Here is a 24,234-nt window from a genome sequence, read left to right as displayed (position 1 = left end):
TGCGGCTGCGGCTGCAACGCGCATCTAGCAGTGCACGGGGGTTATCTCGCCCGTTTCCGAATCCATGATCCAGCCTGTTACGCGCACGTTCGGCGGCATGACGGGGTGTTCGCGCACCATGGAGACGCTTTCGCGGACCGCCTTTTCGGCGTCGCCGAAGCCGGCAAGCCAACGGTCGAAATCGACGCCGCAATGTTGTGCGAGTTTGATGCGGTCTTCTTCCACCCCGAGATCCTCCATAGCCTTGACCATCGAGGACCCGTCCATATGCTGCGCTCCGCACGATGAGTGCGCGACGATCATGATGTCCTCGACGCCGAGCTCGCATACGGCGATCAAAAGTGAGCGCATGACGCTGCCGAACGGATGCGACACTTCGGCTCCTGCGACTTTGATGATCTTCGCATCGCCGTTTTTCAGGCCGAGCGCTGCAGGCAGAAGTTCTACGAGGCGCGTATCCATACAGGTGACGATGCAAAGTTTTTTGTCGGGGTACTTATCGGTGCGGTAGCGTTCATAGGCACGTTCGGCGACGAACGTGCGATTGTGTTCCAGAAGGGTTTCGATGGTTTGCGAGAGGCTGTTTTCGTTTCGCATGTATAACCTGGCTTTCTTGAGCGAGCTTCTAGTGTAGCGCAAAACGCGCCCATCGTCGGCATGACGGCGGGCGCATTGCGTTCTTGAGACTGTGCTTAAGCCTTTTCGCCTTGGCAAAACGAAAAGACCCCGCATTGCGGGGTCTCGTGAGAGGTTTATGCGAAGCGGCTTAGAATGCGGTGAAGGTGCTCTTCGGGCAGAAGCAGATGGGGCACTTCTCGAAGTCTTCGCCTTTGTGGATGTAGCCGCAGATGGGGCAGAGGTAGTACGTGTCATCGTCGGCTGCGTCGAGGTTGTTGTACGCATCAAGGTAGCGCTCGGCGTGCACTGACTCGGCGAGCTTGGCGCGGGTGAATACCTGAACCGCCTTGGTTTCGCCCTCTTCCTGAGCCTTCTTGATGAAGGCCGGGTACATGTCGGAAGTCTCGTAGATTTCACCGCAAGCACCTGCGATGAGGTTGAGGTCGCTTGCCTCGGCGGCAGGGGCTTCGGCCGTGGGCTTCTCGTAGTCGGGATCCATCTCAGAAACGAGGCCGTACTCGAGACCGATGTGAATCTGCTCGGCAGCAGCGGTGGCCTCGAACAGGCGTGCGATCTGGTCGTAGCCCTGCTCCTTCGCAGCTTGTGCGAACGCCGTGTACTTGGCGGATGCGCCGGTTTCGCCGGCGATGGCGGCCTTCAGGTTGTCAAGGGTAGAGCCGACGACGGTTTTGCTGTCGCCTGCAACGTTGAAGTTGGTGGCGTTGTCGGGGGTCGGGATGGCGTCGCGCACTTTCATGGTCATTGAGTACTCCTCTTTGTCGCTATTGGGTCTCGTCTCTTATTGAGAACTTATCTCGATAAGGTATACTACACCGCTCGTCCGAGCATTTCAAGCCCGAGTTTGAAACTCGGCCCGTTTTCCCAAAGTTTGCACAAATCGGGGATGAGAAGGAGAGAAAGCCAAAGACCAGCCCGGAATGCGGACTAGTCTTTGGCCATGATGGTCACATCTTCTAGCTATGCCGATAGATGTTCTGCAGCACGTTTGCCTGAGGTAGCCGCCCAACCCTGCTGAGATCCTGAACATACATCGACATCATAATTGGATCCATAAAGGCCAGCCGCGTCGCCTCCTGCGGCATAAAGGCCCTCGATGGGCTGTCCCTGCATGTCGATAACGCGCATGTCTCCGTTTACTCGCAATGCTCCAACGGTGGTAAACAGCGTCGGAGTGATATGTGCTCCGTAATAGGGAGCTTTTTCTATAGAAAGGAGCTGATCGGCAGGTTTGCCAAAATCTTCGTCGATGCCAGAAGAGCAAAAGTCGTTGTAGCGCTTGATGGTTGCCGCGAGCGTATCGGCATTGAGCCCAAGTTTGTCAGCAAGCTCCTCGATGGTGTCGGCTTTCACGACGCCTGTGCATTGTTCGATTCCCTCGCGACATGCAAACGGTTGTCCAACGAAGGCACCGAGATTCGGCATCGGGCAAAACGGTCCTTGTTGCTCGATATGGTCGATGTAGGCGTCGTCGAAAATGACGTAATTTGCTGCATTGGTTGTGAGCACATTGCCTGTGGCTGAAAAGTCGCTTGTGATGGCTTCGTTGAAATAACGCTCGGCCGCTGCATGTACCCTCATGGTCGGCTGCATGGTCAAAACAAAATTAGGTATGTCGGAAAATGCATCGGTTCCTTCAATGCGCCCCGTGTGATACATGACAGCGCTCGGTATGTGGGTGTCGGCGTTTGCCGTTGAGATTGCTGCGGTGATCCCGTCGCCATCACGACCCGTCATGCCCCAGACATGCACCGATTCGTAGGGGCGGCCAGTGAATTTTTCATACAGCTCTGCGTTGTTTGCGTATCCGCCACTTGCGAGAATTACCGCTTGGGCCTCGATGAGCGTCTCGCTGTTTCCCGACCCGGTGTAAATGCCGATGACCGCTCCGTCCTCGACGGCGAGGTCGGTCATGGGTGCAGATGTACGAAATTCTGCACCAAGTTCTTTGGCGTTCGCTTGCAGTATTTCCAATACCGCTTGCATATGGGTCGGTGCCCCCGTCTCGTCGGCGGGAAGATGCCAAACCGGATAGGAATCGCCCAAAGCGACAACCGATGAAAAGACGACGCCTTGATCTTGGAGCCAATCAATCGTATCACCGCAGCTATCGATGAATGAGCGGACTACGGGCCCAAGGCATGCGTAATGATGGTACTTCATCGTATCGGCCAAGACGGCTGCTTTATCGATGGCGATACCCTGCTCTGCCTGAAACGACGAATCGATTCCGCAGAGACCTTCGGCAAAAACAGAGGTGCCGCCGAGCGCGGAGTTCTTCTCGAGACAGATAACCTTTTTACCCAGTTCGGCGGCACGCAACGCAGCGCACGTTCCTGCTGTTCCCGAGCCTACGACCACAACATCGCACTGTTCCGTAGAAGCGGGATTGTGGCTTACTGTCTCATCTGATGAAGCTGAGCCTGCTGGTGGTTCAGCAGGCGTTTCGCTTGCGGGAGAACAGCCGACAAGCCCCCCGACAACGAGACCTGCGCCTGCCAACAGAGATCCTGAAAGAAATGACCTTCTTGAAACATCCATGGGTTCCTCCTAACCCTTTTGGTACACTGTACCACACTATAATGGTACAGTGTACCAAAGTCAAGAAGGGGGTAAAAGGGATGCACGACAACCGTCAGACCGCTGTGCTGACGCAACTGTCCCTCGGCTATAATGGGGGCTACAGCAGAAAGGCAAACGCATGACGCAATCAGGTCGGGAAAAAACGAAATCGTTGACCAACGAAGAGCTTGCAAAGGCTGCGCTTGAGCTTGTCGATCAGGAAGGTGTCGACGCCTTGTCCTTTCGTAAGCTTTGCGAGAGAACAGGCGTGCCGACGATGACGATCATGAACCGCTTTGGGTCAAAGCGCGAGCTCATGAAGGCGGCGCTTGGCGTTATGCTCGACGAGACGGTTGTCGAACCTCTGCCGAATGAAACATGGCAGGAGAGCTTACGACGCGTAGCTCGCATGAATCGCGCTATGGCGCTTAGGCATCCAAAGGCTTTCATGATGTTCGTTCTTGTGCCTATCTTCGAATCCCCCGTCCTTGAGTTTACCGATCGCGTGTTCTCAACCCATGAAAATCAGAATTTGCCCCCCGAAATGCCTTCCGTATTTCTTTCTCTCATGCATTCTTTTCTTCCTGGTTTTCAACTGGCGGAGGCGTATGCGAACGAAGAACGGAGTCGAATGCGCGAAAACGCGGATTTCGAAGCGACGGAGCAGTTCGATCTCTTTACCGAAGAGACGTTCGACCGCAATGTTGAAATTATCATCACAGGGTTGACCGTTCAATACGGGCTACCCGAAGAGTAGACTTCTCTGCAATTCAGCATGCGCATGTCCCTGTCTTTGTAAGTTCTGTGCTCAGGTCCTTTGTCGGGGCAACGCGTGGATAATAGAAGACGAACGAAGAAGCGAAATCCATCCCGACTGCTCGCCTGCGGCACAGGGGAGCGTGTGGACGGCCGCATACGAAGAAGATAGGAGCATCTATGGAACGAGAGAACGCGTGGAAATCCTACACTGCCGACGACCTCGCCGCGCTTGAAACGCTCGCGCAGGGCTACATCGATTTCATCTCCACTTGCAAGACCGAGCGCGAGTGCGCGAAGTTCGCAATCGATCTGGTTGAAGAGAACGGTTATGTAAGTCTTGAGGCGGCCATCAAAGAGAAGCGGCCGCTTGCGCCCGGCGAGCGCGTATGGGCCCATGCTCACGGCAAGGCGCTCATCCTCGCAGTGCTCGGCCGCGAGCCGTTCGAGAACGGGTTCAACATCTTAGGCGCGCACATCGATTCGCCCCGGCTCGACGTGAAGCAGAACCCGCTGTTCGAGTCGAACGGGTTCGCGCTCATGGATACGCACTACTACGGCGGAATCAAGAACTATCAGTGGGTCACCGTGCCGCTTGCCATCCACGGCGTGGTGGCGAAGAAAGACGGCAGCGTCGTCGACGTCGTCATCGGCGAAGATGAAAGCGATCCGGTGTTCTGCGTGACCGACCTTCTCGTCCACCTGGCATCCAAGCAGATGGGAAAAAAGGCTAACGAGGTCGTCGAGGGCGAGGACCTCGATATCCTCGTGGGCAACCGCCCGCTTGTGATCGAGAACGGCGATTCCGAAAACGGGACCGAAGCGCACGACGAAAACAGCCCCGAAGCGAAGCGCGCAGAACTTGCGAAGAAAGAACCCGTGAAGGCCTACCTGCTTGATCTTTTGGCCGAGCGCTACGGTATCGATGAGGAAGATTTTCTTTCCGCCGAACTCGAGGTCGTGCCTGCTGGCCGTGCGCGCGATTGCGGTTTCGACCGCTCGATGGTGCTCGGTTACGGGCAAGACGACCGCGTGTGCGCCTACACCTCGCTTCTGGCTCAGCTCGCCGTCGAAGAGCCTGCGAAAACCTGCGTGTGCGTGCTTGTTGACAAAGAGGAGATCGGCAGCGTGGGCGCGACGGGTATGGCCTCGCAGTTCTTCGAAAACACCATGGCCGAGATCATGGCGCTTGCAGGTTGTCCGGGCGATCTGCCGCTTCGGCGTGCGCTTGCGGCGTCGAGCATGCTTTCTTCCGACGTCAGCGCGGGATTCGATCCCGCGTACGCAAGCGTGTTCGAGGCGAAGAACTCCGCGTTTCTGGGACGCGGCCTCGTGTTCAACAAGTACACGGGCAGCCGCGGCAAGAGCGGATCGAACGATGCGTCGGCCGAGTACATGGCCCGCATCCGCTCCATTATGGACGAGGCGAACGTGGCGTTTCAGACCGCCGAGCTCGGGCGCGTCGATGCGGGCGGCGGCGGTACGATCGCTTACATACCCGCAAAATACGGCATGGACGTCATCGACTCGGGCGTCGCGGTGCTCTCGATGCATTCGCCCTGGGAGGTTTCGTCGAAGGCCGATTTGTATGAAGCCTACAAAGGATACAAATCTTTTCTGAGGGAAGCGTAGTACAATAAGTGCACATGTCGCATCGTATCTGCTGATCGCAAAGGAGCATTGTCCATGGCCTACTATTTCGACGAACCGTCCCGTACTTTTAACGAGTACTTGCTGGTTCCCGGATTTTCCTCTTCAGAGTGCATACCTGCGAAGGTGAGCCTTAAAACTCCTCTCGTGAAGTACAAGAAGGGCGAAGAGCCTGCGATCTCGCTCAATATCCCCATGGTTTCAGCCATCATGCAGTCGGTGTCCGATGACGGCATGGGCATCGCGCTTGCTACCGAAGGCGGGCTTTCGTTCATCTTCGGTTCCCAATCGGTCGAGAGCCAGGCGGCCATGGTCGCGCGCGTGAAAGACTACAAAGCCGGGTTCGTCACAAGCGACGCGAACCTCGCGCCGACGGCAACGCTTGCCGACGTGCTCGCGCTCAAAGAGGAATACGGTCACTCCACCATGCCCGTCACCGATGACGGATCGGCGCACGGCAAGCTTCTCGGCATCGTAACCAGCCGTGATTACCGCGTGTCGCGCATGGATCCCTCCGAGAAGGTCGTCGACTTCATGACTCCGCGCGAGCGCATGATCGTGGCCCCCGAGGATACGAGCCTCAAGACGGCGAACGACATCCTCTGGGACAACAAGCTCAACTCGCTGCCTTTGGTGGACGGCGAAGACCACCTCATGTACATGGTGTTTCGCAAGGATTACGATTCCCATAAGTCGAATCCGCTCGAGATGCTCGACTCCCACAAGCGCTACATGGTGGGCGCGGGCATCAACACGCGCGACTACGCCGAGCGCGTACCGGCACTCGTCGAGGCCGGCGCAGATGTGCTCTGCATCGACAGCTCCGAGGGCTTCTCTGACTGGCAGCGCATCACGCTCGAATGGGTGCGCGAGCACTACGGCGATTCGGTGAAGGTGGGTGCCGGCAACGTGGTCGACGCCGAGGGCTTCCGTTTCCTCGCCGAATGCGGCGCTGACTTCGTGAAGGTGGGCATCGGCGGCGGTTCGATCTGCATCACGCGCGAGCAGAAGGGCATCGGCCGCGGTCAGGCGACCGCGCTTATCGAAGTCGCCAAGGCACGCGACGAGTACTTCGAAGAGACGGGCGTCTACATTCCGGTATGCTCCGACGGCGGGATCGTCTACGACCACCACATGACGCTCGCACTTGCCATGGGCGCCGATTTTCTCATGCTCGGCCGCTACTTCGCCCGTTTCGACGAGAGCCCCACGAACAAGGTCAACGTCAACGGCAGCTATATGAAAGAGTACTGGGGCGAAGGTTCGGCCCGCGCCCGCAACTGGCAGCGCTACGATCTCGGCGGCGACAAGAAGGGGCTTTCCTTCGAAGAGGGCGTCGACAGCTACGTACCCTACGCCGGCACGCTCAAGGACAACGTGGACCTCACGCTTTCGAAGGTGCGTTCTACCATGTGCAACTGCGGTGCGCTCACCATCGCCGAGCTGCAGGAAAAGGCTAAGCTCACGGTGGTCAGCTCCACGTCCATCGTCGAGGGAGGCGCGCACGACGTCGTGCTCAAGGACAAAGCGCCGTACGGCACCGGCTCCATGCGCTAGGGCGCAACGACAAAGTCAAGTTCGAAGGATGCCTCGGATCGCCGGGGCATCCTTTTTTGCAGAAGCATGCGGAAGGGGCCTTCGGATAGGTCGCGCGCGTTCCTTGGCACGCTGGGTAGCTGAAGGCAAGGCGCACGAGCGAAGTCTGCTTCTTCTGCCCGGTCTCTTTTGGCAGGCGACGATCTATTCTTTCGTATGATTGCCTGAGCGCTCACTGCTTTCTCGGGTGCTGGTACGCGAACGCGCCCGCGCAGCGTGGCTGCCGTACGAGGAGAACTCAGCGTCTTCGCGAGCGCGCCGCTTTTCACGCGCCGCATCTCGGGCGTTGTGGGCGCCGGCCTCCGCTTTCTCGGCTGCCGTCTGCCGCGACATCTCGTAGCGGATGCGGAAGTATTCCCAAATGAGCAGCACGAACAGAATGCACATCACGATGAGGTATCCGATGACGGCACCGGGCAGTCCCGTGAAGTTGATGAGCAGGATCGGGATGAACAGCGAGAAGCCGAACGTGATCAAATAAAGTTTCATGACCGCTTTTTGGCGGCGGAGCACGGTGATCACCTGGTAGACGAATTCGATGGCGGCCGTTACGCCGCCTGCGGCGAGCATGATGAAACACAGCTCCCGGAATGGCGCGAAGTCGATGCCGTACAGAAAGCTCATGATGGGCAGGCCGATCGATCCCATAATGAGCACCATCGCAAGCGTCATCACCACAATGGAGGCCAAGATCACGACGATGATGAGATCGAACCGTTTGCGTTTAGCGGGGTCGGCCCATACGTTTGCCATGCGCAGCAGAAGCGGCTTGTAGATGAATCCCGATGTCAGCAGGATCGCATGGGCGGGGAAGTACAGCGCATTGAAATAGAGCTGATTGTCGTAGGAGAGCACGCCCTCCATGACGAACTTCGGCATATTGTCGATGAGGTTGTACATGAACAGTGCGACGAACAGCGGGAAGCATTGCTTCAGCAGATCGAACACGCTGCCGAAGCTCCACTTTCGGGATTTCGGGGTTTCGAAGAGCGCGAGCGGGAAGGTGAGAAACAAGAAGGTGGCTGCCGAGGCGATGGCCATCGAGATGCACGCCGCTTCGAGGTTGCGCGAGACGAACAGCACAATGCTGAATACGATGACGACCACGACGGAGCGAAACCCTTGGGAAATGCCCGCGAGGTAGAGTTTATCCACCTGCTGGAGCCTTCCTTCGTACACATCAGCCAATCCGTCGATCATCTTGTAGAGATACACGCCCATGCTGATGAGCAGCATCTGATCGGTGTAGCCGCGCAAAGAGCAGTACGCAACTCCTGCAACAACCATGATGATGCAGGTGAGAATGCGATTGATCTGGTAATCCGAGAACGAGTGCTCTTCGTTGATGTCAGAGACTTGATAGGCTCTCACGCCATAGTTCGCCACGAACATGAGCATGAGGCCCGTAACGAACGCAAGCGAGAACATACCTGCCTGCTCCACGCCGACAAGCTGGGTAACCACGATGGTGAGCACGGGAAATACCATGCCCCACGCACCGACGCCGATGGTGTTCCATACGAAGTCGCGCGTTGTACGGTGGGCGGCGTATTCCTCTTCCTGTTCGGCAAGCGTTCGGTCGGAAACCGCACCAAGCAGGCGATTGCACCAGTTGTTGACGGAGCGAGTAACAAAATTCGGCTTGCGTTTCTTCTGCTTCTTGCCGCGCACGGCTCGGCCCGAAGGCCCGAACGTTTTTGTTTCGGAAGAGTCTTGCGCAGTTGGCTCGCTGTGGGTGCGCCCTGCCTGCTGCGCCGGAGTCGCCCGCTCGTGGCGCCCGATGGTTTCTGCCGTGCGTTCGGTCCGCCCGTCGCCGTCGCCCGTTGTTCGCTGCGGGCGCTCGCCGCGCAGTGCGGCAGACGCATGCTCGCGCTCGGCGGAAGCACCCTTGCCGAGCTTTCTCGTGCGCATATTCGGGTTGTTCGGATCGGGCAGGTGTCGGTTTACCACGGAGCCTGCTCACTTTCGCGCGTTGTGCTTGTCATGCCGATGTTCGCGACCTTCTGTAGTTCGATTCGATAACGAGAAGAGTATAGATCAAAGAACGCCGCGTACTCTTCAAGCACATGAGCAATCAACAAACCGTCCGTTTCTCTATACGTGCAAACGGGTTGGTTTTCGAATAAGGGATGCGGCCGTGCTCGGGCGGAACTCTTCCGCGTGCGAGAGGCGGATCGGGAAAACGGGTTCGGTGCCGGAAACAAGTCGGTGCCTGAGCAGGTGTCTCTTCCGCATACGACGGAGAAACCGCTATACTGGTGGCATGATACGAAAACACTACAACGACGAATCGACCGGCCTTTTTCGGGGTTCAGCCCGGGAGGCAGCTGTCCGCATGTGCGCGGGAGGTTCGCTCGAAACCCTGAGAAGATTCGCTCGCGACCACGATGCGACTGTCCGCATGTGCGCACGAGGTGCGCTCTGCTGCGTTCTTTTCTGGTGCGTTTTTGCTGCGATCCTGTGCGGCGCGCCCGTTTCGGCCCATGCGGACGAAGTGGCCGATGCTCAGGCAGCCTTGGAGGAAGCCGAAGCACGTTTGACGGAGTTGCAGGACGAGCGAGCCGCGCTCGAAGGCGAGATCGTTTTGCTGCAAGAAGAGATCGATGCAACGATCGAGCAGGTGAAAGAGGCGCAGAGGCTCTACCAAACGAGCCTCAAGCGCCTGCAGAACAGTGCGGTGTTCCACTACAAGCTCGGCGGCGTGACGCTTTATGACATGGTGTTGTCAACCGATTCGGTATCCGATCTCATCGATATGGTGAACTACCTCGATGCAATCGAGGCGTCGTTGGGGAAAGAAGCGCAAGCCCAACTTGACGAAAAGCAGGCTTTAGAGGACGTCATCAAAGAGCTCGATGCGAAGAAGGTTGAGCAGAACGCTCTGAGGGACGAACTTGCCGCGAAGGAGGACGAGGCTAAAGCGCTTGTGGACGAGGCTTCCGCACGCGTTGACGAGGCGGAGCGTGAGCGGCTCGAGCGTATGGCCGCCCTTGCTGCGCCGAGTGGGCCGCTGTTCGCGACAGGGGGTGCGATCGATGGCAGTTGGCAGCTAGGATTCGCTTCGGCCTACAGCTTTGCCGACAACGACGGATGGGACGCTACCGCGTCGGGCATTCCGCTCGACTGGACGTCGTATACGGTCGCCGTACCCATCAGCCAACGGTACCTGTTGGGCAGTGCGGTCGAGATCAGCTACAACGGCATGAGCCTCGTGGCAACGGTTACCGATGTCGGCGGCTTCGAATCGTATGGGCGTGCGCTCGATCTCGCACCTGGCGTGTGGAGAGCGTTCGGTGCGAACAACGTCAACGAATGGGGCGTGCGACAGGTGGCGTATCGGTTCTTGTAGCGACCGATGTTTTCGCGCACCGCATGCCGTGCGGAGGTTTCCAAACTGAATCGGGATACAGCAGATCCGAGCTCGCCCATGCGGCTCTGCGTTCTGGACGCCGCATGCGGAGATTTCACCCTGTCTGCTTCGCATATTCTGAGATATCACTATAATAAGCACCACTTGTGATTATGTCCGCTGCACCGCTCCGCTGCCCGCACCGATCGAACGGGCATCATGTCCGCAGCCCCGACGAGGAAGAAACGCCATGAAAGAATACAATCCGCACGAGATAGAACCGCGCTGGCAGAAGGCGTGGGAGGACGAGGGCCTCAACCGCGTGACAGAGGATCCCTCGAAACCGAAGAAGTACATCCTGGAGATGTTCCCCTATCCCTCGGGTGACCTCCATATGGGGCATGTGCGCAACTACACGATCGGTGATGTGCGCGCCCGCTACTTCCGCATGCGAGGGTTCGACGTGCTGCACCCGATGGGTTGGGATGCGTTCGGTCTTCCCGCCGAAAACGCAGCTATCCAGCATAACAGCCATCCCGCGAAATGGACCTACGCCAATATCGACACCCAGATGGAATCCTGCAAGCGTATGGGCTTCTCCTACGACTGGAGCCGTACGGTGGTCGCGTGCGATCCCGAGTACTACCGCTGGGGGCAGTGGATATTCCTCAAAATGTGGGAGAAGGATCTTGTCGAGCGCAAGAACTCGCCAGTGAACTGGTGCCCGAATTGCGCTACCGTGCTTGCCAACGAACAGGTCATCGACGGCACGTGCTGGAGATGTCATGGAGCGGTCGAGAAGCGCGACCTTACGCAGTGGTACTTCAAGATCACCGATTACGCCCAGGAGTTGCTTGACGACCTCGACCAGCTCGGGGGCTGGCCTGAGCGCGTGAAGCAGATGCAGGCGAACTGGATCGGCCGTTCCGAAGGCGCTGAGGTCGATTTCATCCTGTGCGATGCGGAAGGAAACGCTCCCGCCAAGCCGACCGAAGACGATATCATCACCGTGTTCACTACGCGTGCCGACACGTTGTTCGGGTGCAGTTTCTTCGTGCTTGCTCCCGAATACAAGGGTCTCGCCGATCTGGTGAGCGGCTCCGAATACGAGCAACCAGTGGCCGATCTCGTGGCTGCTGCGAGCAAGGTGAGCGCCGTCGAGCGCGCACAGGGCGATCGCGAGAAGCACGGCGCCTTCACGGGCCGCTACGTGCTCAACCCCATCAACAACGAAAAGGTGCCCGTATGGGTTGCCGACTACGTAGTTGCCGACTACGGTACGGGCGCGGTTATGGCCGTGCCCTGCGGCGATCAGCGCGACTTCGAGTTCGCTCGCAAATACGATCTGCCTATCATTCCGATTATCCTTTCCGAGGACGATCCGCTCTACCCTGAGATTGGGGGCGTTGCCGAGCGCGTGCGTACCGAAGTGCCGTGGGATCACGCGTTCGATGCCGAGGGTATTCTCGTTCAGTCGGGAGCGTACACCGGCATGGTGGGCGGCAAGCATTCGGAAGGCGAAGCGGCCATCGTAGCCGATCTCGAAGCCATGGGCCGCGGCCGCCGCAAGGTCGAGTTCCGCCTGCGCGATTGGCTCATCTCGCGCCAGCGCTACTGGGGAAATCCCATTCCCGCGATCCATTGCGAAACGTGCGGTGTAGTGCCGGTGCCCGAAAAGGATCTTCCCGTGGTGCTGCCGCTTGAGGTGGACATCACCAAAGGCGAGACGCTCAAGGATTACCAGCCATTCTACGAGACCACCTGTCCGGTATGCGGCGGCCCTGCCCATCGCGAGACCGATACGATGGACACGTTCACGTGCTCGTCGTGGTACTTCCTTCGCTACACCGATCCCCACAACGATACTGCGCCGTTCGATTCGGCCAAGGCGAACCGCTGGCTGCCTGTCGACCAGTATATCGGCGGGATCGAGCACGCGATCCTGCATTTGCTCTATTCGCGCTTCTTCGTGAAGGTGCTGCGCGACATCGGTCTCGTCGATTTCGACGAGCCGTTCCAGAACCTGCTTACGCAGGGCATGGTAAAGCTCAACGGTGAAACGATGTCCAAATCGAAGGGCAACACCGTGGCCCCCGAGGACATGATCGTCGAGTACGGTGCCGATGCAGTGCGCACGTACATCCTGTTCATGGCACCGCCCGACAAAGATCTCGAGTGGGAAGAAGACGGTCTTGCCGGTATTTACCGCTTTCTCAACCGCGTGTGGCGTCAGGTGAACGACCTCATGGGCCAGGCGGGCGATGATACGCTTTGCCAGGGCGAGGCAACTCAGGACGAAGGAGCCGCTGCCGCTGAGCTGCTCAACCGCGAACGCCATCGCGTAGTGGGCAAGGTGATCGACGATATCGATCGCAACAATTTCAATACCGCGCTCGCCGCCATCATGGAGCTCTCCAACGCCGCAGGCGACTACCTGCGCAAAGTCTCTGCTGATACGCGCGGCGGATGCGATCACCTGCCTAAGCTCGACCGCGATGTGGCCGAGACCATCGTAGTGCTGCTTGCACCCATGGCTCCGCACTGGGCTGAAGAGCTGTGGCGTACCGTACTTGGCCACGAGGATTCCGTGCACGAGCAGCCGTGGCCCGATTTCGATCCCGAACAGGCGAAGGCCGACGAGGTAGAGCTTGCCGTGCAGATCAACGGCAAGGTGAAAAGCCGCATCATGGTTGCCGCTGACGCCGAAGAGGGCGTGATCAAGGAAACCGCGCTTGCCGCTGTGTCGAACGCCATGGAAGGTAAGAGCGCTGTCAAGGTGATCGTGATCCCCGGTCGCTTGGTGAACATTGTGGTGAAGTAGAACCGCGCGCTTACGCGTGGACGCTGCTCGGGGTTTGCGGTCAGCCTGCCCCGACGCGTCAATCAGAGTTTGATGCATACGCCCGCTCGGTCGAAACCCGAGCGGGCGTTTTTGCATGCGGAATGCCGTATCTCAAGTGCTTGAGGGTGCAGTCAAGTTGTGCTTGTTAGGTTTGCGCGCGTAGTGCGCCTGCCCGCATCTTTGCAAGTGCGAGTACGTCGCATTTGTCGAGATCTTTACTATGCGAGCGGAATGATCTCGCGAAAGCCCTCTACCGGTACGTTTCTGTTCCCGAGTCGGCAAAATCTGGCACAAAATTGGAGGTTGGGGGTGCGGCAGGATTCTTGGACTGCTCAGGCCGCCAGCCCGAGCCTCCTGCGGCGGCCCTCGATGGTCTCGCAGGTGGCCTTCTTCCCGTTCTCCCTGAACGTCTTGAGGCGGCCGTCATTGTACCACGTGATGTAGCGCGCGACGGCCTCGAATATCTCGGCGACGGGCGCCCCCGCGCGCACGAGCGAATGGAACGCCTCGACCTTCGCCCGGCCGAAGAAGCCCTCGCACGCCGCGTTGTCGGGGCTGTGCCCCTTGCGCGACATCGAGCGCACGAGGCCGGCCCCCTCGCACAGCGCGATCCACCCCTTCCAGCGGTAGTGCCCGCCGCGGTCGGAGTGGATGACGGGACGCTGGCCCTCCCGAAGCGTCGCTATCGCGTCGGCGAGCGTGGAGTTCGCGAGCTCGGCGTTGGGGCTCTCCGAGGCGCGCCAGGCGACGACCTTGCCGTCGAAGCAGTCGACGACGGCGGACAGGTAGCACTTGCCGTCGCGCCCCCGCATCTCGGTGATGTCGGTGAGCCACAGCTCGTTGGGCGCGGCCGCCGAGAAGTCGTGCCTCCCGTGCTCGCCGAGCAGCAGGTTCCCGGGCGCGTCCGACACCTCGCCCGCGTACGAGCTCCATCTCTTCTCCGACCTGGAGCACCGGGCGACGAGCCCCTGGCGCGCCATCGACTCGCGCACCCTGCGCTCGGGCGCGCGGACGCCGCCGGCCTCCAGCGCCGCTCTGAGGCGGCGGTAGCCGTAGATCCCGCCGTTCTCCGCGAAGGCCGCGGCCACGGCCCCGTCGAAGCCCCCGTCCGTCATGCCGGACGGGCTATCGAGCCTCGCCCGGTGGTAGAGGTAGGTGCTCTTCGAGATTCCCAAGAACGTCGAGATCCGGGCCAGGGAGCACCCGCAGTCCCGCCTCAGCCTCTCGCCTAACCCGACGAGCCGCCTCTTCGACAGGCTCGCCGGGCTTGCGGCTTTTGGGTCGCGCATCAGCTCCTTGTAGACGCTCACCTCGAAGAGCGCCTCCTCGAGCTCGGCCCGGAGGGCCTCGATCCGCCTGTCGTCCGATCCCGCCGCCTGCCCCATGCCCGGCTTCGCCCCCTCGTCCTCGCGCGGCGCGCCCTCCGCGCCGGTCTCGGACATGATAGCGCTTTTGCGGGCCTTCCTGCTCCAGACCGATATTATGCTCGCTTCGGCGATGCCGAGGCGGCGGGCGATGTGCGCGGGCTTCTCCCCGAGGCCGTAGAGGCGGACGGCCTCCGCCTTGGTGGCCTCGGGGTAGCGGGAGTGGGGCGCGTGCTCGGCGCGCCCCTTCACCCTGGGCATCTCCGCCGGCAGGGAGCCCTCCTCGGCCTGCTCCAGCCACCGCCTCAGCGACTCCCTGGACGGGGTCCCCCATTTCCGCTCGGCGGCGCGGGGCGTGAGCCCCTCGGCCCACATCGTCTCGACGTAGCGGACCTTCTCCCTTTCCGTGTACATGCGGCTCCCTCCTCGCGGCCCCCGCGGGGGCCGCTCGATCGGTCGTGGACCGCCTGCCGGCGGTCCAGCTTCCTGCCGCACCTCCGGTTTGACAATTGTAGAACATCTTATATTTTAAAATCGCCCGTTTGAAATTTTGCGACCAGGCGTTTCTTTTGCTCTATTATCAAATTATATAATGTAAATAATTATATAATTGTCAAACCTCCAATTTTGTGCCAGAATCTGGTATCATGGGAACATGGATATCGTTATCGGATACGAATCGGCTCTGGCGTACTGGCGATCGGTGGGTCTTGGCTTCCTGCACGATAGCAAAGCTCGTCGGAGAGCGACGTTGCGTGCCCAAAAGGCGCTTGCTGTCGAAGAGAAGCCGCAGCTTGAGGGCGGCAACTTTCGTCCAGCGGGCTGTGGCCTTCCCGTACATACGCTCGTCGGCAAAGACGTATTGCGCACGCGCACCAAAAGCGTAACGAGCAGCGTCTGGGCCACCTTGCCCGAACGATCGATCATCGATGCCGGCATGGGGTTTCTCATGAGTTCGCCCGAATTCTGCTTCTTGCAGATGGCGACGCGCCTATCGCTCGCTAAACTCATCCAGCTTTGCTTCGAATTGTGCGGCACCTATGCCGTGGTTGACGACGGCTCTTCCCGAGAGCGAAGTGCGCCGCTCACTTCGGTTACCAAGTTGAGGGCGTTCGTGCAAGCAAGTTCGAATGCGCCGGGACGCACGAAAGCCCTGCGAGCGCTCTACTACTGCATGGACGGTTCGGCTTCGCCTATGGAAACGGTGCTTACTATGCTGCTCTGTCTGCCGTACGGTTTAGGGGGTTACGGGATCGAAAGGCCGCAGCTCAATTACCAGGTCGACGTGCCGTCCAGCATGAGAAGCGTTACCGATCGTGCGTACTGCAAGGCAGATTTGTGCTGGCCGGAGGCCAAACTGTGCGTCGAGTACGACAGCAAGAAGTACCACCTTGATCCAGAGCGTCAGGAAAGCGATTCCAGGCGGCGCAATACGCTTGTTGTTCTCGGCTTTACGATGATGGTCGTCTCTCGAGGTCAGATAGCAGATGGCGGCGCTTTCAACCGTTTGGCGAAGCAGATAGCCATACAGACCGGCAAGCGTCTGCGCTATAGGGATCCCGGCTTCACACGCAAGCACCTCGCTCTTCGCGATGAATTGCTCGAGACGCTGCACGAGGCGGAATAGTCGACTCTCGGTAGGCAGAAGCGGGGCGGCGATGGCGTAGCGCTGCTCGAGTCGGGTAGCGAATTCGCATCCACGGTTCGTTTCACGTCGGTACCTTGTTTGTGTACATTGCAGTTGAGGCTTACGCCCGCTTCGCTGCGTGTTGCTATACCGCTTCCGCTTCTTCTGCATGCTCAACGATGTCGATGAGCTCTTGCTGCGAATGGATTCCCATCTTCGTGTAGATGTGGCGCACGTGGGTTTTCACCGTGTTGTGCGAGAGGAACAGCTTTTCTTGGATGACGGGGCTCGTGCGGCCGCGTGCGAGCAACTCGAGCACTTCCGACTCGCGCTTCGTCAAGCCGAACCTTTCGGCGACGGTTCGGCAGTTGTCTTCGAGGCTCGGCGTGTCCTCGGCGGCGCTTTCGGAGACGGATTCGATTGCTGCAGGAGCAACGGGTACGATGCCCTGGATGGTCGATTCGAAGCTGAAGCGTTTCAGCACAACGAAATTGTAGAACATGAATCCGAAGGTGATGAACGCCGACGCCCACAGGATGCCTTCGGTATTGCCAGCCGTAAGCGTGCCGATCGCCTGGCTTGCCAGGGCCCCGATTCCTATGCCGCACCAGGAAGCGCCCATGGCGAAGGCGACGGTTGTAATGCCGCCGAGGGGATTGCGCGAGCCGACCACAGCGACGAGGAAGTACATGAGCAGGGTGAACGTGCTTGCTCCTGCATGGAGGAAGGCACCCGAAAGCTGCAAGCCTCCCGAAATTCCCGAGCCGATGAGAACGAGCGGCGCAATGAGGAAGCCTGCGAACACGAGCAGCGTCGAGGTCTGAAAGAGGATATCGGCGTTGAGTTTTGCGCGCCCTATCGCCACAGCAAAAAACACGATTGTGACCGGCACGTACGACAGTAGCATTTGAACGGGTGTTTCGACGGCGGTTTGGAGGTTCAAAGCGTAGCCGTACGCGGCATTGAACAGCATGATCGAAACGAATACCGGGTGGGAAAACGGCAGGTAGGACGACGGGTTCGTCACGTCGAGCACGATGGGGGAATCGACTGATCGGATGGTCCTGACCGTGTCGAGCGCATAGGTACGCACGAGGGCGAACGCAGCGAGCATTGAAACAGCGTACAGCACGAGCCCAACTGCGAAGGGAATGGCCATCAGAGAAAGCAGCATATTGATGACGTAGCTCAGCACGAAGGCGGCGGGAATGCAGAACGTGCATCGGGCGGGTCCGAGCTTCATGAGGGCGATGAACGCGAGAATAGTGGTCCAAACCGTTCCGATGCCGCCAAACGGACTGCCGATGGCAAGCAGGGGGGAGGAGCGTGTTGTAATACCGAAATAGAGGCACACGATACCGATGGCGATCGCGGCGAACGAAAGCGCCGACCACACCTTTTCGACGAAGACGCTCGGTTTCCGATAGGCTGCAATGCCGAGAAGAACAAAGAACACGACACCGCAATATGTCGATATCTCACGAGCGCCGTCGTTGATTCCGATGAATTGGGGGAACAGGAAGTTATTGAGCAGAAAGCCGTTCACAAGCAGCAGCGCAAGGCCTGCGCTCGTTCGTATCGCCATCGTTTTTGACGCCGTCACGTCGCTCATTCAAGTTCCTCCCAAATCCCCGTGGGTTTAGTGTAGCCGACCATTCGGCGAAACTGTAGAGGTGAAATGCCATTGTAGCGAGGTTCACCCTCTCGGGGCGATCGGCGCTGCGATTTGCATCCCAACGGTTTCCTCCGAAAGAAGGGAAAGTTCGCGTTCTCAGGGTGACGGCAGAATGCGGAGGGCGCGATAGAGTGGCGGCACACGATGCGAGCGGGGATACGGAAAAGCCCGCTCGATCGGAACCGAAATCTCTATGAAGGAGACCAGCTATGAGTAGTCAAGACCCGTAAAGCAGTTTTGCGAGGAATTTCACTTTGTAGATTTTTGCACTTTGACAGTCCCATATCGAATCACTCGGAACGCGATGCGAGGGGGTTCCTCGCGACCTCCGGGTCGTAGGGTTCTTGCCTCGAGAGCACGGCGTAAATCACGTGGACGAGCTTTCTCGAGACGGCAATCAGCGCCTCGCGGTGAGCCTTCCCCTCGGAGCGCTTCTCGGCATAGTAGTCGTAGAACGGCGTCTTCAGTTTGAGTTGGGCCATCGCCGCCAGGTAGAGCGCGCGGCGCAGGTAGGGCGATCCCTGCTTGGTGATGTGATTTTCGTTGGAGGAGAACTTGCCGGACTGGCTCACGGAAGGGTTGATGCCGGCGTACTTCACGACGGCGGGCGCGCTGCGGAACCGGCGAATGTCGCCGATCTCGGATACGATCCGGGCACCGAGCACGTGCCCGATGCCGGGGATCGTGAGAATCAGCGGCTCGACGGCCTCGATGCCGCTGCGGACCCTGGCCCCGACCTCGGCGATCTGCCCCTCTATGGAGTCGATCTGCTCGATGAGCAGCTTGATCTGGAAGGAGAAGACGGAGGCCGCCACGCTGATGCCGCACGACGTCCTGGCGATGCCCTTGATCTCGTCGGCCTTATCGCGCCCGAGATTGCCGCGGCTGGCCCTCTCGAGCGTCTTCGCCAGGGAGTCGGCTCTCACCCCGAGGCACTCTTCAGGTGTCGGGCACCTCTTCAAAAACGCTTTCGAGCTCTCGCCGAAGGTGTCGGAGAAGATGGAGCCGTACTCGGGGAAGACCTGGTCGAGAGCGACTACGACCTGACGCTTTAGGTCGGCGACGCTCTCCTTGAGCTCTTGGTGGAGACGCGTGAGCTGGCGCAGCTCGATCATGGCCTCGTCGCCCAGCTTGCTCGGCTCGAAGTCGCCGCAGCGCAGCGTCTCGGCCACGAGCACGCAGTCGATCATGTCGGTCTTCACGCGCGAGCTGCCCTTGAACCGGCGCATCGCGTCGGTGCGGATGGGGTTTACGACAGCGACGGCGTACCCCTCGTCCTGCAGGCGGCAGAACAGCGGCAGCCAGTAGTGGCCGGTCGCCTCCATGCCCACCAGCAAATCGCCCTTCGACTCCGCCAGCCCCTCGAGGTAGGCGACGCACCTGCCGAACCCTTCGGTGGAGTTCGCGAACGGCATCGGCTTCGCCGCGTCGCGGCCGCGCTCGTCGGTCGCACCGACAACGTGCTCGTTTTTCGCTATGTCTATCCCGGCATAGATCATGGTCCCGCCTTCCGTACGCGGCAGGCCCCTGCTCACCAAACGGGCTCGCAACCTCCTGAAGGAGATACGGGGTAGCCTCGATGAGGCTCCGCCATCCAGCTAATCCGCGATCCGCCCCGAATGGGGCAGGCTGTCAGTCTCCTTCGCAGGGTCGGAAACGCCCCAGGACACATGCCGACATGCCTGCCCAGCCAGTAACTGCATCGCATTCTGAATGATTCGATTGGAACAGTCAAAAAGCGATAAGAAGACTATAGGAGGGATTCATGGATAGCATGGACACAACGAAAAGCGGGCTCACCCGTCGCGGATTCATCGGACTCGGGGCGCTCGCCGCAGCCGGATCGGTAGTCGGACTTGCTGGCTGCTCGCCGCAGGACGATAGCGCTGGAAAGGCCGATGCCGCTCCGAGCAACGGCGCTCAGCCGGCAACCGATTGGCTCGGTGCCGAGCCCGAGGTGACCGATATCGCGAGTACCGAAGAAACCGATTTCCTCATCATCGGTGCGGGTACGGCGGGCATGTGCGCTGCCGGTTCGGCGGCCGATCTCGGTCTTGATTTCATTCTGTGCGAAAAGAACGATAGCGTGCAGGAAACGCGCGAGTACCTCGGCGCGGTCAACAGCATGTACGCCGAGCAGGCGGGCTACGAAGTCGATAAGGCCAAGCTCTTAAACGAGCTTACGCGCTACGCTTCGGGCAAGTGCGATCAGGACGTCATCAAGGTGTGGATCGACGAGAGCGCCGAGATGATCGAATGGTTCGCTCCGATGATGGAGGCTGCGGGCAAGCCTACTGTATTCGACATGCCGCCCGAGCATCCCACCGGCGGAACCGATTACTATCTGCCGTATCTCCAGCACGTGTACCTCACGCCCTATACGCCTCCTATGCGAAACGATATTCTCGCCGAGCATATCAAAAGCTTGGGCAACGAAATCCGCTACAAGCATGAACTGGTGAAGCTCGTCCACGAGGGCGAAGGGTCGAAGGTCACCGGAGCCATCTTCAACACGCCCGACGGCAACGTGCAGATCAATGCGAAGAATACCCTTCTTGCCACTGGCGGCTATGCGGCGAACCCCGTTATGATGAGTGCGTTGCAACCTGCTGCCCTCGAGTGCTGCACCGCTTCAAGTTACGCGCCGAACACTGATGGCTACGGTCTCAAGGCGGGGCTGTGGGCGGGCGGCGTGAAAGACACCGATCCCGCTCCGATGATCTTCGACCGCGGCGCCGTCGAGCCGGGCGTCGATTGCGGCTACGTCGGCGAAGGTGAAAAGGCCATGCTTCCCGGAACCATCTTCCAGGAGAACGTCGGCAGCCAGCCGTTCATGAAGGTGAACCGTAACGGCAAGCGTTTCGTAAACGAATCGATGCCCTACGACTTCATGTGCTTTGCGGCGAGCTATCAGCCGGGCGGCGTGTGGTGCCAGGTGTTCGACGGTAACGCGTCCGAAGACATCCTGCGCTTCTCTACCGTCGGCTGCTCGGCGTTCGCCAACCAAATGATGGCTGCCGGCATGCCTATCGACGAGTTCTGCAAAGTTGCGCTTGAAGCGGGCGTGATGGTGAAGGCCGATACGCTCGAAGAGCTTGCCGAGAAGATGCAGCTTCCGAAAGAGGAGTTCCTCGCCCAGGTCGACGAGTATAACGAAATGTTCGACAACCAAGTGGATACGCAATTCGGCAAGGAGGCATACCGTCTTTCCGAGCTGCGCACGCCTCCGTTCTACGGCTGCTGGTTCGGCGGATCGCTTCTGACTACGCTCGACGGTCTGCGCATCAACAAGGATTGCCAGGTACTCGACAAGGACGGCGGGGTCATCGAGGGCCTCTATGCTGCGGGTGACGTGTCGGGAAGCTTCTTCTCGGGCAACTATCCCGAGTACATCGTGGGCTGCGCCTCGGGTCGCACCTCCACGCAGGGCCGCCACGTTGCACGTCTACTGGCGGGCGACCTCTCGTAAAACTGGTTGATTCTTGCGATTTCGAACGTTGAATCGCACCATTCTCCCTCTAGGAAGAAGCGCCGGCATCGTCCGGCGCTTCTTTCCGTTCAAAGGTTTCAGCAACTGCGGTTATTGGATCACGAACCGCTAACGGGTCTCTGTGCGCCGATGGGTGTGTCGGATGCGGCGGGCATCTTGTGAAAGACCTGTCCCTTTTCGATAGGGTGAGGATGAAGGCGGCCGCGCGGGGCGGGGCGTTTGGTATCATCGGGCGCATGCCGAAAGATAGGAAACATGGAGTGGTGGGAACCTTTGCGCTGATCGTCGTTGCCGCGGTCGTTGTCGTTGTTGCTGTCGTGGGCATTACGAACGCCGTCGTGATCAAGACGGGTGACGATCGACTCGTTTCGGTTGATGAGGCTGCTCGTGAAAACGCTCAGTGCATTCTCGTGCTCGGTGCATCGGTGCTGCCCGATGGTACACCCTCGGGCATCCTTCAGGATCGTATCGACCGCGGCATAGAGCTCTATTTCGCCGGTGCGGCCCCTAAAATCATCATGAGCGGTGACAACGGCACCGAATCGTACAACGAAGTTCTCGCCATGAAGAACTACGCCATCTCGAAAGGCGTTCCGAGCGAGGATATTTTCTGTGACCATGCGGGTTTCTCTACCTACGAGAGCATGTACCGCGCCAAGCACGTATTCGGCGTCGAGCATATGGTGGTAGTCACACAGACCTACCATCTTTACCGCGCCCTCTATGCCGCAAATGGCCTTGGCATCGAGGTTGTCGGCGTTCCGAGCGACCTGCATACGTATGGTAACCAGGCTTGGTTCGATCTGCGCGAAATACCTGCACGCACGAAGGATTTCTTCCAAACGCTCATCGGCAATCCGTCGAAGTTCGTCGGCGACCCCATCAGCCTCGAGGGCTCGGGCGACGACATCGAGTAGCCGCTCTAGGAACACAGGGGGAACACAGGGGGACGGTCCTTTTGTGCTATCAAGATAGCACAAAAGGACCGTCCCCCTGTGTTCCTGTGTCCCCTTACTGGTACTGGTCGATGAGGTCGATGAGCTGCTGTTTGGAGTGGAGGTCGGTCTTTTCGAGGATGCGGCGCGTGTGGGTGCGGATCGTGTTTTCTGACACGTACAGCGCATCGGCGATCACTTTCGCAGAACGTCCGCGGGCGAGGTAGGGGAGCACCTCGGCTTCGCGGCGGGTCAGGCTGTAATCCTCGGCGATCATCTCGAACACGGCTTCAGGCGACAGGGGGGCATCGGTATGCGGCACGGATGCATCTGCTGCAGACAAGCCGGGTGTGTCGGAAGGAGGGCCTGGTGCAACCGCCATGGTCGTACCGGGTGCGTCGGCTGAAGCAGCCGGGAGGTCGGATGCGGCGCCCACTGCACTGGACAGTGAGGAATCCGGATGCACGACGCCCTGCGCATCCGGCTGCACCTCGTCGACCTTGTGTCCTGCCCGTGCGCGTCTGCCGCGGTTGAACAGGGCAATCATGGCGAGGGCGTATACGGCGCCGATGGACACGCCGATGATGAGCACGGGAGGATGGTCGGGGATGAGCATGACCACATAGCCGATGCCGATGCCCACGAGCCGCGCTAGAATGGAGAGCGCCCGCACGATGGCGCCGATAACGAAACCCGAAACGGCGAAGTCGTAGGCGGTCGAGGCAACCATATACCAGATGATCACATCGAACGCGCCGTAGCATGCGCTCATGACGGCGTTGAGCATGATCGGGTTCGTGTCCCAGAAAAACGGCAGAATGACGAACAGAAGCACGATTACGGGAACGATGACGCGAAACGCGAGTGCAAGATCGATGCGCTTGTGCGCGTACAGTACGAGCCCCACCAAACCGACAGCCACGACGAGGTTGGCGACAAGCGGGGTTTGATGGGCTTCGTTGACCGATCCCACCGAAAGGACGGCGTATTCCCAAACGAATCCGAACAAGCACGAGAGTACGAGGCTTGCCACGATGAGCGTGATGAGCGAAGTGATCGCCGAGAGGTATCGCTTCGATCCGGTCGAGCGCGCATAGTGGCCATCGGGGACCTCACGTCGGCAGCGGAGCAGGCATACAAGCGAGAGCAGCGGCAGCGGGATCATGAGCAGAAGCGCGGGGATGCCTGCCATCTCGGTTGCAAACGAGATGGCGATGAACAGCGCAGCGGTGAGCAGGAAAGCAACCGGGATGTAAAACGAGGTACGCGAGGGATGCATGCGCCCGAGGTATTCTGCCCAACCGCCCCAAAAGTAACCGTATCCGATGCCGGAGAACGCCGCGCCGGCGAACAGCATCACCAGGCGAACCACATCGGTTTCGAAGTAGCCTGCCCCATGCAGAAGGGAGATGCCGACGATGATGCTCGCGCAAAACAGCCCGGCTGGAAGACGCTCGAACGCGTGCGGATTACCTTCGATGCGTGCTGCGATGGCGAACAGCACAGTCATGTTCACCACGAACGATGCGATGACGACGAGCGTTTCGATTTCGGGGGTATTTGCGGATCCGACGAGCAAGATGGAGCTGCGAAACGTGAGCATGCTGCATGCCCAGAAAAACGCGAGTCCGATATGACGCAGCCGTAGCGTTTTCCATACCATGCGCATGCTGCGCCGATCGCGCAATTCCGCAACCTGATCGTCCACGCTCACCTCCTTGTTAGCCCCTTGGTTTGGCACCTGTTCAAAAT

16 protein-coding genes are annotated in these 24,234 nt (G+C 59.3%); 8 read left to right on the top strand and 8 right to left on the bottom strand.

Annotated features, from left to right (window positions below):
* Positions 1-24: 24 nt before the first annotated feature.
* The 3 genes from FJE54_RS01905 to FJE54_RS01895 form a co-directional block, all read right to left on the bottom strand.
* Positions 25-597 carry a beta-class carbonic anhydrase gene (locus FJE54_RS01905; protein WP_139650991.1) on the bottom strand — a complete coding sequence of 191 codons (573 nt, stop codon included), beginning with the start codon at positions 595-597 and terminating at the stop codon, positions 25-27.
* Between the two features lie 169 nt (positions 598-766).
* Positions 767-1,381, bottom strand: coding sequence for a nigerythrin (gene ngr, locus FJE54_RS01900; RefSeq protein WP_369406380.1), 615 nt, complete (start codon positions 1,379-1,381; stop codon positions 767-769).
* Between the two features lie 215 nt (positions 1,382-1,596).
* Positions 1,597-3,177, bottom strand: a complete 1,581-nt coding sequence (locus FJE54_RS01895) for an FAD-dependent oxidoreductase (protein ID WP_139650989.1) — start codon at positions 3,175-3,177, stop codon at positions 1,597-1,599.
* Between the two features lie 160 nt (positions 3,178-3,337).
* Between FJE54_RS01895 and FJE54_RS01890 the strand changes: the two genes are divergently transcribed.
* The 3 genes from FJE54_RS01890 to FJE54_RS01880 all read left to right on the top strand — a co-directional run bounded on the left by FJE54_RS01890 (position 3,338) and on the right by FJE54_RS01880 (position 7,161).
* Positions 3,338-3,955 carry a TetR/AcrR family transcriptional regulator gene (locus FJE54_RS01890; protein ID WP_139650987.1) on the top strand — a complete coding sequence of 206 codons (618 nt, stop codon included), beginning with the start codon at positions 3,338-3,340 and terminating at the stop codon, positions 3,953-3,955.
* Positions 3,956-4,134: 179 nt separating this feature from the next.
* On the top strand, positions 4,135-5,586 hold the full coding sequence (locus FJE54_RS01885; protein ID WP_139650985.1) for an aminopeptidase: 1,452 nt from the start codon (positions 4,135-4,137) through the stop codon (positions 5,584-5,586).
* 54 nt (positions 5,587-5,640) lie between these two features.
* Positions 5,641-7,161: an IMP dehydrogenase gene (locus tag FJE54_RS01880; RefSeq protein ID WP_139650983.1), complete on the top strand. Its 1,521-nt coding sequence runs from the start codon at positions 5,641-5,643 to the stop codon at positions 7,159-7,161.
* A 183-nt stretch (positions 7,162-7,344) separates the two neighbouring features.
* Here FJE54_RS01880 and FJE54_RS01875 read toward each other — a convergent pair whose 3' ends face one another.
* Positions 7,345-9,150, bottom strand: a complete 1,806-nt coding sequence (locus tag FJE54_RS01875; protein ID WP_255467168.1) for a lipopolysaccharide biosynthesis protein — start codon at positions 9,148-9,150, stop codon at positions 7,345-7,347.
* Positions 9,151-9,535: 385 nt separating this feature from the next.
* Here FJE54_RS01875 and FJE54_RS01870 point away from each other — a divergent pair, with 385 nt between their 5' ends.
* Positions 9,536-10,549: a coiled-coil domain-containing protein gene (locus FJE54_RS01870; RefSeq protein WP_139650981.1), complete on the top strand. Its 1,014-nt coding sequence runs from the start codon at positions 9,536-9,538 to the stop codon at positions 10,547-10,549.
* Between the two features lie 250 nt (positions 10,550-10,799).
* The gene (gene leuS / locus FJE54_RS01865; RefSeq protein ID WP_139650979.1) at positions 10,800-13,370 is read left to right on the top strand and encodes a leucine--tRNA ligase; all 2,571 of its coding nucleotides are present in this window, start codon (positions 10,800-10,802) and stop codon (positions 13,368-13,370) included.
* A gap of 353 nt (positions 13,371-13,723) precedes the next feature.
* Here leuS and FJE54_RS01860 read toward each other — a convergent pair whose 3' ends face one another.
* Entirely contained in the window at positions 13,724-15,169 is a 1,446-nt protein-coding gene (locus FJE54_RS01860; RefSeq protein ID WP_139650976.1) for an IS3 family transposase, read from the bottom strand.
* Between the two features lie 241 nt (positions 15,170-15,410).
* On the opposite strand from FJE54_RS01860, the gene FJE54_RS01855 reads away from it, so the two are divergent.
* On the top strand, positions 15,411-16,382 hold the full coding sequence (locus FJE54_RS01855) for a putative endonuclease domain-containing protein (protein WP_255467167.1): 972 nt from the start codon (positions 15,411-15,413) through the stop codon (positions 16,380-16,382).
* Between the two features lie 145 nt (positions 16,383-16,527).
* Here the strand turns inward: FJE54_RS01855 and FJE54_RS01850 are convergent, their stop codons facing one another.
* Complete coding sequence (locus FJE54_RS01850) at positions 16,528-17,994, bottom strand: response regulator transcription factor (RefSeq protein WP_139650974.1); 1,467 nt, start codon at positions 17,992-17,994, stop codon at positions 16,528-16,530.
* 353 nt (positions 17,995-18,347) lie between these two features.
* A complete protein-coding gene (locus FJE54_RS01845; protein WP_139650972.1) occupies positions 18,348-19,556 on the bottom strand; it encodes an IS110 family RNA-guided transposase in 1,209 nt (402 codons plus the stop codon).
* A 266-nt stretch (positions 19,557-19,822) separates the two neighbouring features.
* Between FJE54_RS01845 and FJE54_RS01840 the strand changes: the two genes are divergently transcribed.
* Together FJE54_RS01840 and FJE54_RS01835 are read left to right on the top strand one after the other, a co-directional pair.
* Positions 19,823-21,526 (top strand): FAD-dependent oxidoreductase, encoded by a 1,704-nt coding sequence (locus FJE54_RS01840; RefSeq protein ID WP_139650970.1) that lies wholly within the window; start codon positions 19,823-19,825, stop codon positions 21,524-21,526.
* A 284-nt stretch (positions 21,527-21,810) separates the two neighbouring features.
* Positions 21,811-22,464 (top strand): SanA/YdcF family protein, encoded by a 654-nt coding sequence (locus tag FJE54_RS01835; RefSeq protein WP_255467166.1) that lies wholly within the window; start codon positions 21,811-21,813, stop codon positions 22,462-22,464.
* A 94-nt stretch (positions 22,465-22,558) separates the two neighbouring features.
* On the opposite strand, the gene FJE54_RS01830 is transcribed toward FJE54_RS01835, so the two are convergent.
* Entirely contained in the window at positions 22,559-24,151 is a 1,593-nt protein-coding gene (locus tag FJE54_RS01830; RefSeq protein ID WP_439653129.1) for a helix-turn-helix transcriptional regulator, read from the bottom strand.
* Positions 24,152-24,234 lie beyond the last annotated feature (83 nt).

Source organism: Raoultibacter phocaeensis (assembly GCF_901411515.1).
GTDB lineage: Bacteria > Actinomycetota > Coriobacteriia > Coriobacteriales > Eggerthellaceae > Raoultibacter > Raoultibacter phocaeensis.
The sequence above is the reverse complement of the archived record's forward strand: the minus strand, read 5'-3'. Positions and strand labels throughout refer to the sequence as shown.